15 protein-coding genes are annotated in these 17,727 nt (G+C 49.8%); 1 reads left to right on the top strand and 14 read right to left on the bottom strand.

Annotated features, from left to right (window positions below):
- Positions 1–6: 6 nt before the first annotated feature.
- From Q394_RS0102080 to Q394_RS0102035, 10 genes are all read right to left on the bottom strand, one after another.
- A complete protein-coding gene (locus Q394_RS0102080; protein WP_028487816.1) occupies positions 7–1,074 on the bottom strand; it encodes a glycosyltransferase in 1,068 nt (355 codons plus the stop codon).
- A complete protein-coding gene (locus Q394_RS0102075; RefSeq protein ID WP_028487815.1) occupies positions 1,071–2,273 on the bottom strand; it encodes an O-antigen ligase family protein in 1,203 nt (400 codons plus the stop codon). The genes Q394_RS0102080 and Q394_RS0102075 overlap by 4 nt, the downstream gene beginning before the upstream one ends.
- Entirely contained in the window at positions 2,270–4,054 is a 1,785-nt protein-coding gene (locus tag Q394_RS0102070; protein WP_028487814.1) for a DUF4091 domain-containing protein, read from the bottom strand. The genes Q394_RS0102075 and Q394_RS0102070 overlap by 4 nt, the downstream gene beginning before the upstream one ends.
- Positions 4,039–5,061: a glycosyltransferase gene (locus Q394_RS0102065; protein WP_245606720.1), complete on the bottom strand. Its 1,023-nt coding sequence runs from the start codon at positions 5,059–5,061 to the stop codon at positions 4,039–4,041. The genes Q394_RS0102070 and Q394_RS0102065 overlap by 16 nt, the downstream gene beginning before the upstream one ends.
- Before the next feature lie 41 nt (positions 5,062–5,102).
- Complete coding sequence (locus Q394_RS21210) at positions 5,103–6,755, bottom strand: glucosamine inositolphosphorylceramide transferase family protein (protein WP_156946718.1); 1,653 nt, start codon at positions 6,753–6,755, stop codon at positions 5,103–5,105.
- A gap of 31 nt (positions 6,756–6,786) precedes the next feature.
- On the bottom strand, positions 6,787–8,364 hold the full coding sequence (locus Q394_RS0102055) for an EAL domain-containing protein (protein WP_156946717.1): 1,578 nt from the start codon (positions 8,362–8,364) through the stop codon (positions 6,787–6,789).
- A 77-nt stretch (positions 8,365–8,441) separates the two neighbouring features.
- On the bottom strand, positions 8,442–10,112 hold the full coding sequence (locus Q394_RS0102050; RefSeq protein WP_028487811.1) for a hypothetical protein: 1,671 nt from the start codon (positions 10,110–10,112) through the stop codon (positions 8,442–8,444).
- Between the two features lie 112 nt (positions 10,113–10,224).
- A complete protein-coding gene (locus Q394_RS0102045; protein WP_028487810.1) occupies positions 10,225–12,678 on the bottom strand; it encodes an ABC transporter permease in 2,454 nt (817 codons plus the stop codon).
- Positions 12,675–13,346, bottom strand: a complete 672-nt coding sequence (locus tag Q394_RS0102040; protein ID WP_028487809.1) for an ABC transporter ATP-binding protein — start codon at positions 13,344–13,346, stop codon at positions 12,675–12,677. Before Q394_RS0102040 ends, Q394_RS0102045 begins: the two co-directional genes overlap by 4 nt.
- 94 nt (positions 13,347–13,440) lie before the next feature.
- Positions 13,441–14,988 (bottom strand): ATP-binding protein, encoded by a 1,548-nt coding sequence (locus Q394_RS0102035; protein WP_028487808.1) that lies wholly within the window; start codon positions 14,986–14,988, stop codon positions 13,441–13,443.
- Between the two features lie 150 nt (positions 14,989–15,138).
- Between Q394_RS0102035 and Q394_RS0102030 the strand changes: the two genes are divergently transcribed.
- Positions 15,139–15,783: an arylesterase gene (locus Q394_RS0102030; RefSeq protein WP_028487807.1), complete on the top strand. Its 645-nt coding sequence runs from the start codon at positions 15,139–15,141 to the stop codon at positions 15,781–15,783.
- 23 nt (positions 15,784–15,806) lie between these two features.
- Here Q394_RS0102030 and Q394_RS18775 read toward each other — a convergent pair whose 3' ends face one another.
- From Q394_RS18775 to Q394_RS0102010, 4 genes are read right to left on the bottom strand one after another with little or no spacing between them, the layout of a single operon-like run.
- Positions 15,807–16,592: a DUF2189 domain-containing protein gene (locus Q394_RS18775; protein ID WP_051542625.1), complete on the bottom strand. Its 786-nt coding sequence runs from the start codon at positions 16,590–16,592 to the stop codon at positions 15,807–15,809.
- A gap of 2 nt (positions 16,593–16,594) precedes the next feature.
- The gene (locus tag Q394_RS18770) at positions 16,595–16,963 is read right to left on the bottom strand and encodes a Na+/H+ antiporter subunit G (RefSeq protein ID WP_051542623.1); all 369 of its coding nucleotides are present in this window, start codon (positions 16,961–16,963) and stop codon (positions 16,595–16,597) included.
- Positions 16,964–16,967: 4 nt separating this feature from the next.
- Complete coding sequence (locus Q394_RS0102015) at positions 16,968–17,237, bottom strand: K+/H+ antiporter subunit F (protein ID WP_028487806.1); 270 nt, start codon at positions 17,235–17,237, stop codon at positions 16,968–16,970.
- Positions 17,231–17,725 carry a Na+/H+ antiporter subunit E gene (locus Q394_RS0102010; protein ID WP_038140154.1) on the bottom strand — a complete coding sequence of 165 codons (495 nt, stop codon included), beginning with the start codon at positions 17,723–17,725 and terminating at the stop codon, positions 17,231–17,233. The genes Q394_RS0102015 and Q394_RS0102010 overlap by 7 nt, the downstream gene beginning before the upstream one ends.
- Between the last annotated feature and the right edge of the window lie 2 nt (positions 17,726–17,727).

Here is a 17,727-nt window from a genome sequence, read left to right as displayed (position 1 = left end):
CCGCGCTCATGCCGCCAGCCATGCATCAGCGACAGCAGCAATGTCATTGCCACGCACCGACTCCTTTCCCTGTTGACGCATACCCATCTGTTTCTCAGGGTCATAAAACAGCTCATCAATCCCGGCAGCAATCGCTGCTACATTGCCCTTTTCCACCAGCAAACCGTTTTCACCGTGACGGATAATCTCGCGCGGCCCCGTCGGGCAATCCGTTGAAACAATAGGACATCCCAGCGATAAAGCCTCAATCAGCACCAATGGATAGCCTTCGTAGTCGCTGCTCATCACCTGAAACTCGGCTTTTGCCATGTACTTGTAGGGGTTAGGGTCAAAGCCAACCAAAAGCACCTTTTCTTCCAATCCCAATGTCTTGATGCGCTCTTCCAATGCCGCCTGTTGGCTGCCACGACCGACAATAACCAGCTTACAATCATGCTGCGCCTTGCTTTGGGCAAATGCCTCGATCAGCAAATCAAAACGTTTCTGCTTTTCTAGACGTCCTACACCTAGAATGAAACGCCCTTCAACACTAACCGTTTCTTGCGCCTTTTCGCCGATCAGGCGAGTATTCACTGGATTGTAAATACAGTTCACGTTTTTCAAATGCGCCTGCTTTTCCAATAAGTCTTGCATCTGACGCGATACCGCAATCACCCTTTTGGCGCGAGGATACAGCCAACGAAAAGCCAACCACTCACTGCGGGTCATGGTACTGGGGTCAAGGTGTACGGATAACACCGAATCAGAGCACGCCAGCGCACACGGCACGTTGGATGCTTCCAAAAACGAAAAGATATGGTCAAATTGTTCACGCTGGAACAGCTTGCGGAACTTCCATGCTCGCAGTAACAGGATATAAACTTGTGTAAGGAAACCGCCCGGACGCTCAGGAATATCCAGATTAATGATCCTAACCGGAATATCATGCCGAGTAATGCCAGGTGGCAAACGTGCAAACTTGACGACTGTCACCTCGTAATCACGTTGACGAAATTCTTCGGCAAGATCCACTGCTACCTTTTCTGCTCCACCAGGGGCAGCCAATTCGGCAATCACGATCGCTATTTTTTTCATACTTTGATGGATACCCTGTTTATGTCTTTGGTGTTTTCTAATTTATTTTTAATATAAAGATTCAGGACAGCTAATGAATAAGAAAACCATATATACATCCGGTCTTGTAATGTCAAAGACATCTGCCCGATAACCATGATCAACAACATCAGCAATAATAGCCAACGTTCATCGCCCGACAAACGCCAGACTGAAACAAATGCAAAAATGATCACTGTCCCGTATAATACAGCACCAATAATCCCCTGCTCGGCAGTAATCGCCACAAAACTGTTATGTGCTGTATAATCAATATTATATGAGTTAATAATACGCCGAAAAGAGCCTAAACCATGGCCATAAATCGGACTTTCTTCCCATTCTTCATACGCATTTGCCCATATGACACTGCGCTCATTTAATGTACCGCTGGAAATTTCTTTGCCTGTAGAAAAAATACGCTCAATGGTTTTAGCAGGAATAACATTAGCAATCCCAATTAAAGCCACTACAACCACCAAGATACTAGCTGCCTTACCCATCAATCCAGAACGTAAAATGGTAGGTAAAAAACCAGCTAAACCCAGCACCATGACAACAGAACCAGTGCGTGAACCCGTAATCAAAATAGTAAATGCAGCTGCTGGAATATAAGCCACACCCAATAAACGCCACCACCACTGTTTGGTCTGCGTCACCAAGTAAATAGCCAAAGGTAGCACCATGGCCAATTTGACAGATACTTCATTAGCATCGAATTGCTTGATCTCCTGACGTACTGTATTTCCGCCTATCTGATAATCCTTTACCATCAGATAGATCAACCAAAATGAACCTAGCACCAAAGCAGCATATAATTTCTGCATGTCCCCTTGAGTATTCACCAACTGAAATAACAGTAAACTGATCATCAAAATATACAAGTTACTTTTCAAGGCTTGCTCGCTACTAACAGCCTGTGATGTTTCATATGGAACAGGCATCTCTGACCATGTATAAGACAATACTACCCACGCCACATACAATAAAACGGCTGAATGGAAAGCAGGCACGGCATGAAGGCCAGCACCCATCATGATCAGCACTGCCATCAATCCAAAACCCATCAAACCAGCGATTTTAACGAGTGACATGCCCGCGATTTCTACTGCGCCATCCGTCGGCAAAGCAAATGCGAGCAGCATTATAAAAAAAATGGCAACGCTATGGATACTGTTCATCGGCTTGCCAGACGTTCACCCAACGCCTGCCTGACTTGCATTAATACAGCTGGGTTGTTATCCCAATCACCAAAATTACGCGCAATTTTCCCTAACTGCTGTTGCACAAATTCACTTTCACCCGCCTTTAACAACAAGTCGATATACATATAATCTTCCACCGACTCACGTATCCATTTCAAACGCAGGGATGCCAATGGCCCATCAAAACCTGTCTGTGCTTGCTTGGCCGGGTATACCAACAAACCATCACCATTGAAGCGGAGGCCGGGTGGATTGTCACTGATAAAACCAGCAGCATCATTCCAAATATCCGTCCCATCTGCCCATGCTACCGTATCCCAATACCCCAAACCCGTCACCCCGTAACGGTGGAACAACCAAGTAGGAATCCGATAATTGATCGCCGGAAAATCCAGTTGCCATACCGGCGGATAATTGCCCTTAAGCACATCCGCACGCGGATTACGTTTGCGGTATTCGTCAAAGTCCAACACCAGCGCGGTGTAAGCCCAGACTTCTTCACCCAATGCCAGACGTTGCCCCACCACGTTTTTACCCAGATGATCCACGTCCAACCACAGGTCGTAGAATTTGGGAATCCATACATCCACTGCCCCCAACAAACTGCCCACAGCTGGGTTTTCGTTTAACGGCGGCTCGCTCACCTGAAAACGGATTTTTTCTCCCTTTGGCAAACGGATTTGATCAAAAAACTCACCCCAGCGCCGCGCATATTGATAGGCCTCGCGAGTATCCGGCTCATCCACAAACGAAGGGTCAGTATAACAACGCTCCGACCCAGCATGTGCCGCACACCACCCCGCATAGTCGCGCATGAATTGCTGTGCTCGTTGTCGGTCTTTCACCAAAGGGTCAGCAAACGGATAACTGTCCGCAAACACATAGGTGTACGTGCTCGCATGTTTATCCTGCATGTAATGGCGCATGTTTTCTGTGACTGTCCCCAGCCCCGCAAAGCTGCGCTGAAAATCAGGCTTTCCATTAGCATCCGCTTCCGGGAAGGCATCCCACAGGCTTTCTGGCGTCAAATAATGATCCAGCATGAAATCGTTATAAGCCCGGATCAGACGATTGTCATCTGCCGATTTCCCGGTACGCTCAAAGCCGTAAATTTCTGCTACTCGATAGCCATTCGTCCCGAATACCGTGCGCAAAGGGGAACGTTCCGGCAGCGTAAAATTCCACACCGTCAATGTAATTGGCAATTCCAGTGGCGCCTGCTCATCAGCATTCACCTGCACTTTTCCAGTATAGACACCAGGTTTTGTACCTGTTGGTATATGCACATCCACCCACACCGGCAAGTTTTCGCCCGCCGTCAGGTTTTGTGGAAAGGCTCGGTAAGCAGCAGAAATTTTCTCAGCAGGGTTCGCAGCGGGCAACAAAATATCCGGCCAATACTGCGGTGGATAAGGCGAATGTGGCGAGGGCGTGTTGACCTTGACGTAACGCTCGCGGAAGACTTGCACCGTATCGATAACATCGCCCGCCTCGTTACGCAAGGGGGAAACGCTCGCCTGCACATTCACCGAACCCTGCGTGCCGCCAGTAATCACAAACTGAAAGCCTTCGTACTCGTTGCGGGCAGCAAATAGTGTAACCTCATCCTTACCCACCACAGGTTCAAAGGGGGCAAACCTGTCCAGTGAACCAATGGCTTTTACTTGTAAACCGGTAACAGCCTTATCTGGGGAACAGCCGCTCAAACCGAGCAGCAAGCAGCAAGAACAAAACCAGCGGGTCAGAGCGCAAGCCATTGTTCTGCCACCTTTTCGATATCCAAGTATTCAACCGAAGGCACGGCATTTTTCTGAAAGTAGGCATGTAAATCAGCATCCAAACACACGCGATCCAGTGCATCCCTCAGTGAAGGCACATCGTTAGTGGGCACTAACAAACCATTTTCACCCTGCACAATAATTTCACGAGGGCCGGTTTCACAATCCGTCGAAATCACTGGACGTCCTAATCCCAGCGCTTCAATCAGAATCACCGGAAACCCTTCGTGTAAGCTGGAAAGCACCAAACAATGGGAGTGGGCGATATAAGGATAAGGGTTACGCATGAAGCCGGGTAGAATGACCTGCTGTTCCAGACCGTGTTGCTTGATATGCTGCTCCAGTGCCGCACGTTCTGGCCCTTCCCCCAAAATCGCGAGCTTAAAGGTTTGGCGTGCTTGTGATTGGGCATAGGCATCAAGCAGACTCTTGAAATTCTTTTCTGGGCTAAGCCGCCCTGCCGCCACAATATACTGCCCCTCAATGGTTACAGATGAGCGCTCCTTAGACAATTCACGGATACGGTACAAATTAACGGGATTATACAAGCAGTCCAAGTTTTTCAAGCCCAGATGCTGTTGGAAAATTCGCATCCCTTCTTTGGAAACCGCCACTACTTTTTTGGCACGTGGAAACAACCAGCGAGCAAATAACCAGTCAAAGCGACTGAAGTTTCTCTCAGGATTACAATGGTTAGCAGCAATGGTCAAACGACTCGCCAGAATGGCAGGAAAACTGGCGTGTTCCATCACACCAATAATCGTATCAAAGCGTTTCATCTTGAAAATACGCCTGAGCTGATAAGCGCGATCCAAAAAATTGAAGAGCCTGGGCAAAAAACCATCTTTAGAAGGACATTGAATATCAATCAATTCCCCTGCATAAGGATAATACAGTCGGCTGCCATCAAACAGAATGAGGGTTACATCATGCTGTTTGGCAAACTGGAATGACAGGTCAGACACAACTTTCTCTGCTCCTCCCATTCCCAAGGAGTAAACCACTAGGGCTATTTTTCTACGTACTGTCATGTCAGTCTCGCCATCCAACGATCGAACATACCCAGACGACGATGTACATGAACGGCATCTGTTACCGAAATGCCTACGCCAATACCCAGCGTATGCATACCATTCATGTCATGCTCCCCATCCGGCAGATAACTACTTACCACATCCTCACGGTATGTTTGTAAATCCAACTGCCTGATCAAATTCACATTCAAACCCCGACCATAGACACCGGCACAATTTTGCGAGGGGCGATACAAATTGCCAGCATCCCTAAAAATACGCCCAGCAGGACGCGCCCGAGCAGCACTCGCTACAACCGGATTTTGAGGGTGTGCTTGCCATTCCGTACTCAAGGGATTATCCGCATGAAATAAATAAAGCGCCTCACTCGGCGAACAATTTTGGTGCTGACGCATACTGGCAAACATCCACCAACGCCCGTCATGCTCCAATAAAGTCGCGTCATAAGCCTCCACTCCTTCCATTAGGTTTTTTTCAAAAACCCAGCGATGCGGAAATTCTTCGCAGCGATAAACTTCAACCGTATGATTCTCAGCAGTTTCGGGAATCAGGTAATATTGACCTTGATGCTGAAAAACGAAGGGATATGACAAATGATACGGCCGTTCTAGGATGGTGATAGGCTCAGAGTGAGAGCCATCGGCATTCAAGCGCACACAAGCCAAATGCCCAATACCCCGCGCATAAAGCATTTCTTCAAAAAATATATACTGCTCACCTGAATGCTCAACCACGAAAGGGTCAGCCCAAAAACGGTCACGAGGTGGAATCCATTTATGGAAATGTTCCGGCATTCCTGCATCGGTTATATTCTCAGTGGTTTTAGTCAGTAAAATCCACTGTTCATTACGAAACAAAGCGTTATATAACCTTCTAAGGAAATTATTAGAATAGCGCCACAGAATGCGTAGCGTTATGAACAAACCTGGTGAAACAGACGCATACCGACGTACCGGATGGGAAGAAGGTTGAATACGCTCCCTGACATTACGTGAAAAATCAGCGGCACCAATCTGCGCAAGTTCATGCAAGCGCTGCGGGATAAAATCTGCCATTTTCCACAAAGTACGCTCTACACCACGGTTAATGGAAACGGTATCGGTACTGGTTGTTGCATAAAAAATACACTCAGGTATCTTTTGACCAACCATGCAACGTTCAACACCAGAAATAATTTCATCACGACGGTCAGCGTATTCATGGATATTGGCGTAGCGATCTGACAAACAAGCGGGATTACCATAGAAATATCGCCAAACACCATGCTTACTAGCAGCCATCAATTCGGGTAACGGCTCTTGGCCACTCAAATCAATAGCCAAATCTAATGGCTCACCGGCTAATAATGTTTGATAACGTTTACTACCGACCTCACACAAATCCACATCACCTAAGAGTGGAAGAAGACTGCTCGGAACTCGCGCGGTCACTGGGCATTTAAACAGCTTACCATCAATATACTGTAAGCTATTGAGTACAAAGGTATTAACCTTCCTTAGACAAGAGCCAGTCACAGATTTACGAAAAATAACCCCAACCAATACCACGCTACGGGACGCTAACAAACGTTCTAGCATCCAGTATTGCCAAGCAGAAATATATTCACCATCGACAACTAGAGCGGCCCTGAAAGTGTTAACCGACATACATACGCTCACTTAATCATTATTTGTTATTTTATGTTATCGCGCCATCGTGCACATAAGCTGCCCCCGAAGAATATGCGGCGTTAAGTGCTGCATTGTCTTGGATTCCCGAGATAATAATTTTGCACTGACTTTCCGTTAATTGTGCAATCCATACGGGCAAGCGTTCTGGTTTAACAGCATTCAAACGCACCAAAACAGGCTTCACCACCTGCATAAATCTCAAGACACTAGGCTCATCTGGCACACCATCAATAGCAAGCCGAACCTTCACTGCCTTGAACAGTTTAATCACATTACCTAAATGCACCATTTGCTCCATACAATCCCGGTATTGGAGAGCGAGCACAATACGACGCGTCGTATTAGGAAATGCATTCAATAGCTCAATGATGCGTTTCAAATTTTCTTCATTATTCAGAATAGCGCCGCCTACTGACACAAAAACCAGATAATCGGGCTTTTCACTCTTCTGAGAGGACAACTTCAACACAACTTGCCCTAAATTCCAGTAATCTAGGCGGAAACGGCTCGTTGGCGTCACCAACTGTTTAAGCAAAGTACTGTAATCCAACAACTGGTCTTTCTGCCTAAACTCAGGGGCTGCCATATATAAATTTGGCATCATCTCATCTAAGCGCTGGAATTTTTGGAAACGCATTTCCATACCGTTAATAGGTGACGGCATAACGGTTTTGGTCATTTTAGGCGGTGTGGATTGTGTAGGTACAGAGGTTGAAGGCGCCACAGGAGGAGACACAGGCAAGGTAGGGGGGGTATCCTGAAGGTGCTGCTCCATCGTCTCCCATGGATTATCTTGTTTACGCAACGACACACCTTTGAGTATATTTCGCTCCAATGGTCTCACGTGTAATTGAACGCAACGTCTACTTTTAAGAACAGCCGGAATAAAACGGATTTCAGCCCGCATCCGCTCTCCATCCAAGGTACGCAACGTCAGCAATAAGCGATTGGATGGTTTACTACTCGCATCAGCAACCTTGCTCATCGCCTCAAAGATTTTACGTTCGGTCTGTTCCGCCAAAGAAGCAACGGGCATAGAGCGTACTTCGGCCATATTCTCAAAGCCAAATAGCGAAACGTAAGCACTATTCGCATACAGATGCATACCTTCCGAAATATAGGCAATGGCCTCCCACGAATAATCCACCAACCAATGACAACGTAATTCAGAAACCCCTAGAAGATGTTTACAATCACGAAAATCCTGTTTGATCGCTGAGTAATGCAGTAAGAAATCAATATATTGGCTGAAATAGTCCGCATCATTCAGTGGTAAAGTACAGGACTCAACCCCCAATAGCCACGTCGTAAGACTTTGCCATTCAGCACGAGATATCCAAACCAATACGGTATCAGGTGAATAGCGCTGTAACATCTCCAGCAATTCGACCGAAGGCTTGGATTTATCATGAGGACAAAATAGCAAATGTGGTTGAAGCTCTTGTAACACAGGAATCAGCTGCTGCACTGATGCCACCTGTTTTAGCTCCAAAAACACATCAGAACGACGTAATGCAGCATCTAATGATGCTGTCATTTCCACATCCTGATCGACAACCACACAATGTATCTTCTGCTTTTTCATACCACAGAAGATACCCACTCAACCAAAACAAACCTATATAAAGACCGATTATCGAGTATGACTAGGGGATAAACTGCCTAGAGTGATTGCCATAACGATGTAAAGTCATCCTCATCTTCTTCGTTAGCATTTTCTGCCAATGTAGTAAACCGGAAGTAAGCAAATGCTCCCAGGCACTCATCCAGTAAAATCAAACGCACTCGCTCTTGACGCTCAGCAAACTCCAAACGAATTTCATCCCCAACCTGAAAAATGTAAGCAGGCAAAATTAAAGCAGGATCAGGACGAATACCTTCAATGCTAGGCAACATTACTCCATCAACTGGCAGCTTCTGGCTCAATGATCGATTGATCACCTGATGTACAGACACCACCATAACCTTGGTAGACAGCAATTCAACGCCACAACACAAGCCTTTCCCGGCCACAAACTCCATCCATTTAATCACCCCAATCATCCACACAGCACTGTCATCACTCATGTCACGCAGTGCCACAATCTCTCCTACCCTTGCACCAGAGACCTCTTTTCCCTCCCAGCACAAACCGTAACCACCAACGCTAGTGTTAATCACTTTCCATGACTGGATACAAGCACCCTCATGCTCTGCAACCTGTTGAATAATGGATTTTTTCGTGTCACCCTCATCATCATAATCGCCTGCCATGAAAACATTGAATAACATGTCTTCTGCTTCTGCATCCTCACTAGCATCGGCTTTCTGCGCATCCCGAATCACCGTCAACACATCAGGAAAACGTGTCACCATCCCAATCTGTTCTTTTTTCGGGAAACGGTTATAACTACGGTTACGTACTGCCGTTAGATGGTAAATCACCCGCTTAGCAAGGTTACGACTCAACCCTTCTTGCAGCATCATCGAAGGAACGCCTTTCGCTTCTAAATCACGTATATGCCCATCGATACGCGCCACCAAAGCATTCAGCATAAACACTCGAACAGTCGGCGAATGGGGCAAATCGCTTAACAATATCATCGCCGCTGGCTCATCACTATTCAGAATGACCGCATGGACATAATCCCCCATTTGCTGCTCATCCGCATCACGCGCCAACATCACCAAACCAGTATTTTGTACGATATACTGCATCAAACGTGACACTTCGCCCTGTCGTAAACAATAAGGCTTCATCAACGCCAGCAGGTTTATTTGTATGTAACGCGCCTCAATCGTCTGTGCACCGGGGGAGGCATCCCGTAACATCACCTTCTCAATACCGTTTTCCACGGCTAACAAATACAAGTGATGGATGTCATGCCACAAAGTTTCACGGGTACGCACATACACCGAATACGTCAGCAACAACACTCTACCCATCCAGTCCATCGCCCGATACACTGCCAATTGAAGCGCTTTCTTATTACCCTCCTTCTTGGTCATCATATCCAGCGTCGCCACTTGATAAGAACCAGCGAATTCCAGCATCAACGATTGGGTCAGCTCAAAAATCTTCTGGCTTTTGGGGGTCAAAGGAAAAGCCCGGGCTTCCAAATGGCGTTGCAAAGCTTCCAGCGCAACAGCCACCGCCGGGCGCAACATTTCGCTGATCTGCAAGCGAGTCATGGCAGGCAAGGCACGCCGATTCAAATCCACCAGCCCGTGGAAAATCCGCCGGGTGGTTTCACCGGGGTCGGTCAGTGGCAAAGCGGCAATCCATTCACGCGCCTTGCCGCTGGAAAGGGGAATAAAACGATGGTTGGTAATTTGCGCTTCGTCTGTCGCCATGGTCACTTCATCCGTTATTATTTTTTATGTAGGGTATGCATACGAGTGTAGCAGCATCCCGCCCAACAGACGAACACCACGCGATAATCGTGCTTAAATCACGCTATAGCCCTCAGCTTTTCAACAAAGACAACGGCAATACCGTCAGCAAACCCCTTAAATTCCAGTAACCTGCAATGCCCACCAGCACGCTGCCAATCACACTACTGACCAATAACGGCCACAAGTTCAGGTTAATATCCAGATCAAACAGGTAGTAAGCCAATAAGTTACCAGCGGTCAGCGCCAGCAGCCCGGCCAATACCCCCGCCAACGCCCCCAGCAACAAAAATTCCCCCCAGATACGCTGCCGCAGCAGCGCACGCCCTGCCCCCAACGATTTGAGGATGGCAATTTCACGCCGCCGCTCAGCCTTTTGCGATTGCAACGCCGCAATCAACACCACCACCCCGGCAATCAGGGTAAACACGAAAATGCCCTGCACCGCGAGGCCAGCCTGCGTCACCAAGGAACGCACCTGCGTCAAAATCACCCCCACATCAATCGCCGTCACGCTAGGGAATTGGTGAATCATTTCCGTAATCAGCGGCTTTTTATCACCCAAATGAATGCTGGTAATCAGGGTTTGCGGCATATCCGTCACACTACCGGGTGCTGCAATCACAAAGAAATTCGGCTGCATACTGTCCCAACGGACTTCACGCACGCTGGTCACGGTATCGCTGAAACGCTGCCCGGCAATATCGAAAGTCAGCTTGTCACCTATGCCAAACCGCAACATTTCACCGATACCCTGCTCAATCGACAAGCCCTTTTCCCCTTTAGCAAACCACTTGCCTTCCAGCAAGGCATTACTTGCCGGAAATTCCGCAAAGGACGACAAATTAAACTCACGTTCCAACAAATTCTGCGCCCGCTGGTTTTCGTAATCATCAGGCTTCACGGGCTTATCATTAACTTCCACCAAGCGCCCCCGAATCATCGGATACAGATTCAGCTTCACCGCGTGTGCATCAAAAAAGCGCGTCAACGGCTCCGCCTCGGCAGGCTGGATATTAATCAGGAAATGGTCAGGCGCATCCGCCGGTAAGGTTTCCGCCCAACGATCCAGCAAATCGGTACGCACCGTGGTCAGCAGCAGCAACGCAAACAACCCGGTCGCAAACACCACCACCAGTAACACCGCCCGACGGGAACGCCCCAGCGCCGGAATCCAGCCCGCGCCGATCCGTTTGCCAAATGCTTGCACCAACCGCAATGCGCCGCTTGCCAATAACCAGAACAACCCCGTCCCCGCCAACAAGCCCAGTAACAGCATTCCCGCCAATGGCAAATCCCGCGATTGCAACCACAGCAACCCGAAAACGGCCAGCAATAAGCAGCCGACTACCCACCACAGCGACTGCTGCGGGCGTTGCAAAGCCCCTTGCAAAATCTGCATCGGCGAGGTATTTACCAAACGCAACAACTGCGGCAAGGCAAATCCCAGCAACAGCACCACCGCCGTCAGCACTCCAGTAACAATCGGCATCAAGCTTGGCGCAGGCAAATCCTTACCCACAAAGCGGCTTAACCATTCCGCCAGCGCAAACTGCAACACCAGCCCCAACAACACACCGATAACAGCCGCCAATAACGCCGTCAGCAACAAGGAAAACGCATGGTCAAACAGCACTTGCCGCCGCGACATCCCCATTGCTTTCAACACTGCCACCGCTGGCAGTTCACGCCGCATCAAACTCGCAGAAGTCAGCACCACCGCCGCCCCTGCCAGCACCACACTCAACAAAGCCGCCAGCCCCAGAAAACGCCCGGAACGCTGCAACGTCTGCTGCACCGACGACAAATCATCCTCCAACGTGCGGATGCGCTCGGTCGGTTTAAGCTGCGGCTCCAACGCTTGCTGGAATGTTTTGATCACCGCCGCCTTGCCTGCAAACAACTGGTTGAAACGGGCGCGGCTAGCGGGCGAGAGCAATTCCGTCGCTTTCAAATCATCCAGATTCATCAGCACCACGGGGGCAAGCTGGAACAGATTGCTGCTACGGTCAGGTTCTTGGGTCAAGACCCGCGTCAGGGTGAAGGTGCTGCGCCCCAAGGTAACACTTGCCCCCGGTTGCACCGCCAGTTCCGCAAACAAGCGGGCTTCTGCCCAGATTTCACCTTTTGCGGGTAGTTGCCCGTTGGAAGCGACTTCTGGCGCATCCGGCGCGGGCGCGGTTTTCAAATCGCCTCGCAGCGGGTAGCCGCTAGACACTGCTTTCAATTGCGCCAACTGCAACTTGTCGCCAGCGGAAGCCATGCTCGGAAAACTGACCGTTTCCGCCGTTTCCAGCCCCACGGTTTTGGCGCGTTGCACATAAGCCGCATCCAGCGGACGCGCCGAAGTCAGCACCAAATCACCCCCCAGTAATTGGCGGGCTTGCGCTTGCATGGCGTTCTCCACCCGGCTGGTGAAAAAGCCCACGGCTGTAACTACGGTGACGGACACAATCAGCGCCAATAGCAGCAAACGCAGCTCCGGCATCCGCCAGCGTTGCTGCCAGTGTTTAAACAGCAAATTCATGCCAGCGCCCCTTCCACCAAGCGGTAATGGGTTTGGCAACGCGCCGCAAGCGTTTCATCGTGCGTAACCAATACCAGCGTGGTGTGGAACTGTTCCTGCAAAGCAAACAGCAATTCGGTGATTTCATGACCAGTGGTACGGTCAAGGTTGCCGGTTGGCTCATCCGCGAACAGGATTTGCGGGCGAGTCACAAAAGCCCGCGCCAAAGCAACCCGCTGTTGTTCACCACCGGAAAGCTGGTTGGGGAAATGCCCCATGCGTTCCGCCAGCCCAACTTGTTGCAGGGCTTGCGTGGCTAAAGCGGTACGATCACCGGTTTGCGTGCCCAATTCCAGCGGCAGCATGACGTTTTCCAAGGCCGTGAGGTTCTCCAGCAAATGAAACGATTGGAACACGAAGCCGACCCGCCCCAAACGCAAGGCGGCACGCTGATCTTCATCCAAACCATCCAGCGGCTGCCCGAAAAGCTTGACCGAGCCACTGCTGGGCAAGTCCAGACCTGCCAGTAAACCCAGCAAGGTACTTTTCCCCGAACCGGACAGGCCGGTAATCGCCACCGACTCGCCGCTGTCAATCGTCAGGCTAATGCCACGGAGAATGTGTAATTCACGCCCCGCTTGGGGGATGGTTTTCACCAGATCGTTGGTTTGAATAGCTATTTTGTTCATTTATGAAGAAATCCATGGGATGTTGCGCATACTTTACCTGATCTTGCGCCGCCCTGAGCTTTTCACCGGCTAGGAATATGGTTATCTATGCGTTTTATCCCTGTTCCCACTCAAAGCCCACAATATTACGGTCAGTTTTGCTGAACTCGACGCCGATCAAATATATCGGCTGGTTTAGCCCCCGGTATTTGTCAGCATACGCACGGTCTTTGATTTGCTGTAATGCCTTACCTTGCGGAATCAGTTCCACCACCTTGAACTCAAAAATGTACACTTGCTGGTTAAACTTCAGGGTCATGTCAATGCGCCCTAAATTGCTGGTATCTTCCAGCGTGACATTCAAGCCCAGTGAGGCGAAATAGGAATAAAACACGCTGGCGTAATAGCCTTCGTAATGCTGGATCTCGTTATTGTTGTACCACTGGTGTGGAATGCTGGCGAAAAAGCTGTGAAACAATTGTTTGAGGCCAGCAAAATCATTGTTGAGCAACAAGCGGTACAACTGATTGCTATGCACGACCTGTTTGGATTTGTCCAGCACCAGTGCGGAGAGCAACGTTTCGTTCAGGCTTTGGTAGACCTCACGATTGGGATAGCCCAACGTATAAAAATACTGCCCGCCCAGATTTTCTTCCTGCTTAATGGTCAGATAGCCGGTCTGAAACAATAACGCTTCGGTGGTGATATTACCCACTTCAAAACTGGATAGCATATCGCTGCTACTGAGCATACTATCGAGTGTCAGGGTCGGTATCTGGCGCTTAAGAAGTTGCTCCACCAGAAAAGTCGGTGTGCCCGTTTCAAACCAGTAATTCCTGAACAGATGGTTTTTAAACAGTTGCAGAATATCAAACGGGTTATAGACGCCCGTCCCCAACCAGTTGTAACCGTTGTACCACGCTCGGATTTCAGCACGATCCAGCCCCGGTAGTTCAGGCGCGAATACGGTGTCGATATCCTCATCGGTGTAACCACACAGGCTGGAATAGCGCGGGATCAGGGTAATATCTTCCAGATTATTCAAACCGGAAAACAGGCTGACTTTGGAAAACTTGCTCACGCCAGTCAGGAAGCTGAAGCGGATATGCCCGTCAAAATCCTTGATCGTACCGTAGAAGCCGCGCAGGAAATCGCGGTTGGCTTTGGCAATGTCGGGGTATTCCAGCGCATCCAGAATGGGTTTGTCGTATTCGTCGATTAGCACCACGACGGGTAAGCCTGTTTGTACCTTGACTTTCTCAATCAGGTCAGCAAAGCGGCTGCCTGCATCTTCAAAGCGGCGTTCAAGCTGAAAGTTCTCCTCAAACTGAGTCAATTGTTGGTGCAGTGATTCTGCCAATGCTTGCGGTTGGCGGTAATTTTTACGCCCAAAACTGAAGCGCAGCACTGGGGATTGCACCGACCAATCCCACTGATCATGGATAGCCAGCCCCTGAAACAACGGCTCGTTGCCTTCAAACAGTTCCTTAAGGGTATCCAGCAACAGACTTTTGCCGAAACGGCGCGGGCGCGACAGAAAGTAATGTTTGCCGCTCTCGACAATTTGCTGGATCAGGCCAGTTTTATCCACGTAATAGTGGTTATCCTCACGGATTTCACGGAAGGTCTGGATACCGATGGGAAGGCGTTTGCGTTCAGTCATGACGGTTGTCTCTCTTGCCGGTGACGGCGGCAGCGGTAATCAGAGCAGTATACAGGGAGAATTTGCAATTCACGCCCCGTCTGGGGGATAGTTTTCACCCGATCGTTGGTCTGAATAGCGGTCTTGTTCATTTATGAAGGAATCCATTGGATGTTGCGCGTACTTTATTTGATCTTGTGCCTCATGGGCTTGTTACCGTCTGCGACTGTGGTGATGGCGGCGGAAACACCCGTTGCAACCACGCCCGAAACCCCGACTTTGCTGGTATGGGGCGACAGCCTGAGCGCTGCATATGGCATTGCTGTGGATAAGGGCTGGGTCAACCTGTTGCAAGAAAAGCTGGGGGATGACTACAAAGTCGTCAACGGCAGCATCAGCGGCGAAACCTCCGCCGGGGGCTTGACCCGTTTGCCCGAAGCCCTGAAAACCCACCAACCTGCTTACGTCCTGCTGGAACTCGGGGCAAATGACGGGCTACGCGGCATCGACCTGCCTACCATGCGCAGCAATCTGGAACAAATGGTGAAACTGGCACAAGCAGCCAAGGCCAAAGTCGTGCTGATTGGCATCAAACTGCCGCCGAATTACGGCACAACCTTTACCGACAAATTCGACGCAGTGTATACCGATCTGGCGAAAGAGTACGAATTACCGCTCGTACCCTTCTTACTGGCAGGTGTGGCGGAAGACTGGGATTTGATGCAAGCAGACGGCCTGCACCCGACAGCGGAAGCAGAACCCAAGGTGCTCGACAATGTGTGGGCAGTGCTGGAAGGCGTATTGCCCACAAAATAACCGCTAACGGTAACGGCAAAGCTTTACGGTGTCGCCACCATATCGCGGTAAGCGTGCCAACTCGCGTAAGAAATCAACGGCATGGCAATGATCAAGCCAAGGCTAAAAGGCAACAAACCCGCGCCAATAATCAGCGCAATGGTTGCCCCCCACGCCAGCATCACTTTCCAGTTGGTCAGGATAGCGCGGATACTGGTATTCAAGGCCGTCACCAGACTCACCTTGCGTTCCAGCAACATCGGCACAGTAGCCACACCCGTCACGAATGACACGAGTGCAAACATCAACCCGACCGACATAAACGACAGCGTAAACAGCCAACCCATTTTTGACCCCAGCAGTGCCGCCATAAAACCAATATAACTATGCTGCTCTGCTGCTGCCGTATCTTGCAGGAACACATCCAGCACGATGGACGACATCCGTAACCACAACAACACCAGCACCCCCAGCAACGCAGAGTACAGCAGTAAATTGACCGGGTTACGCTTTAACGCCAGCGTAGACTTCAAAAAATTGACCGGATCGCCGTGTTCACGACGCAGGCTTAAATCGTATAAACCCAGCGCAAGGAACGGCCCCCACAACATGAAACCCGCTGCTGTCGCCATAAAAAAACCGGGATTATTGGCAGACAACAGGCTCATGCCCACCCCCACCAGCGCAAAGATGATGCCATACAACAGACTAGACCACGGGTTGGCCTTAATATCCTGCGCCCCCTGCCGTAACCACTTGGGAATATCGGCAAGTTTGACCTGACGCACGGGGTATTCATTGAACGGCTGCTCGGTGCTGATTGATTGCATAATTATTCTTTCCTCCTGAATGAAGTTCCATCATACGAATTCGCCACCCCTGATTCAACCACGGCTGAACGTGTCCGCTCCACCTGTTTCAGTTTCAAGTGCAAAGCGGCCTTCGCCATCATGTGCGCACTCACTGGCGCGGTCATGAACAAAAACAGTGTCACCAACACTTCGTGCAAGCTCACCCCATCGGTGTTGAACGAAAAATACAGCGCGGAAGCCACCAACACCGCCCCCACACCCAAGGTACTCGCCTTGGTTGGCCCGTGCAGGCGCATGAAAAAGTCCGGCATTTTTGCCAAACCCCACGACCCTACCAACGTAAAAAACGCCCCGACCAAAACCAACACCGCCAATGCTGCATCCAACATCACGCTACTCCATAATATCGCCGCGCAACAAATACTTGCTCAGCGCGATCGTACCCACAAAACCCATCACCGCAATCAGCAGCGCCGCTTCAAAATACAAAGGGCTACCCTGCATCAACCCAAACAAAATCAGCAAGGCAATCGTGTTCAAGTAAAGCGTATCCAACGCCAATATCCGATCAGGCACACTCGGCCCCACCAACAAGCGGTACAAACTCAACAACAAGGCCAGCGACACCATGCCGAATGCCAGCGGCAATACCATGCTTAACATACCTGTAACACCTCCATCAAAGGCCGTTCGTAACGCTGCTTCATCTCGCGCAAACTGGCATCCACATCATCCACATGCAGCGCGTGAATCAACAACTGGCGACGGTCAGTCGACAATTCGCAGGAAACCGTCCCCGGTGTCAATGAAATCGTATTCGCCAGAATACTCGCCCCCAACGGCGAACGTATATCCAGCTCCATCACCATAAAAGCCGGTTGCAGCGTGCGGGCAGAACCCAGAATCAACGCCGCCACATGCAGGTTTGCCACCACAATATCCCACAACACCACCAGCAGGAACTTGAGCAATACCCACGGATGCCGCACCACCACCCGTTCCGGCCAAAACCCCAACGTCAACAACGGGATCAGCAACGCCAATACCGCGCCCAACACCACATGCCCCATGGCCACGGTATTGTTCAACAATAACCAGACCAACAACAGGAACACGCTCAATAACGGGTGTGGTAATACTTTATTCCACATCT

The organism is Thiothrix lacustris DSM 21227 (assembly GCF_000621325.1).
Taxonomy (GTDB): Bacteria; Pseudomonadota; Gammaproteobacteria; order Thiotrichales; family Thiotrichaceae; genus Thiothrix; species Thiothrix lacustris.
Note: the sequence above shows the minus strand (reverse complement) of the source record. Positions and strands in the feature narration are given on the sequence as shown.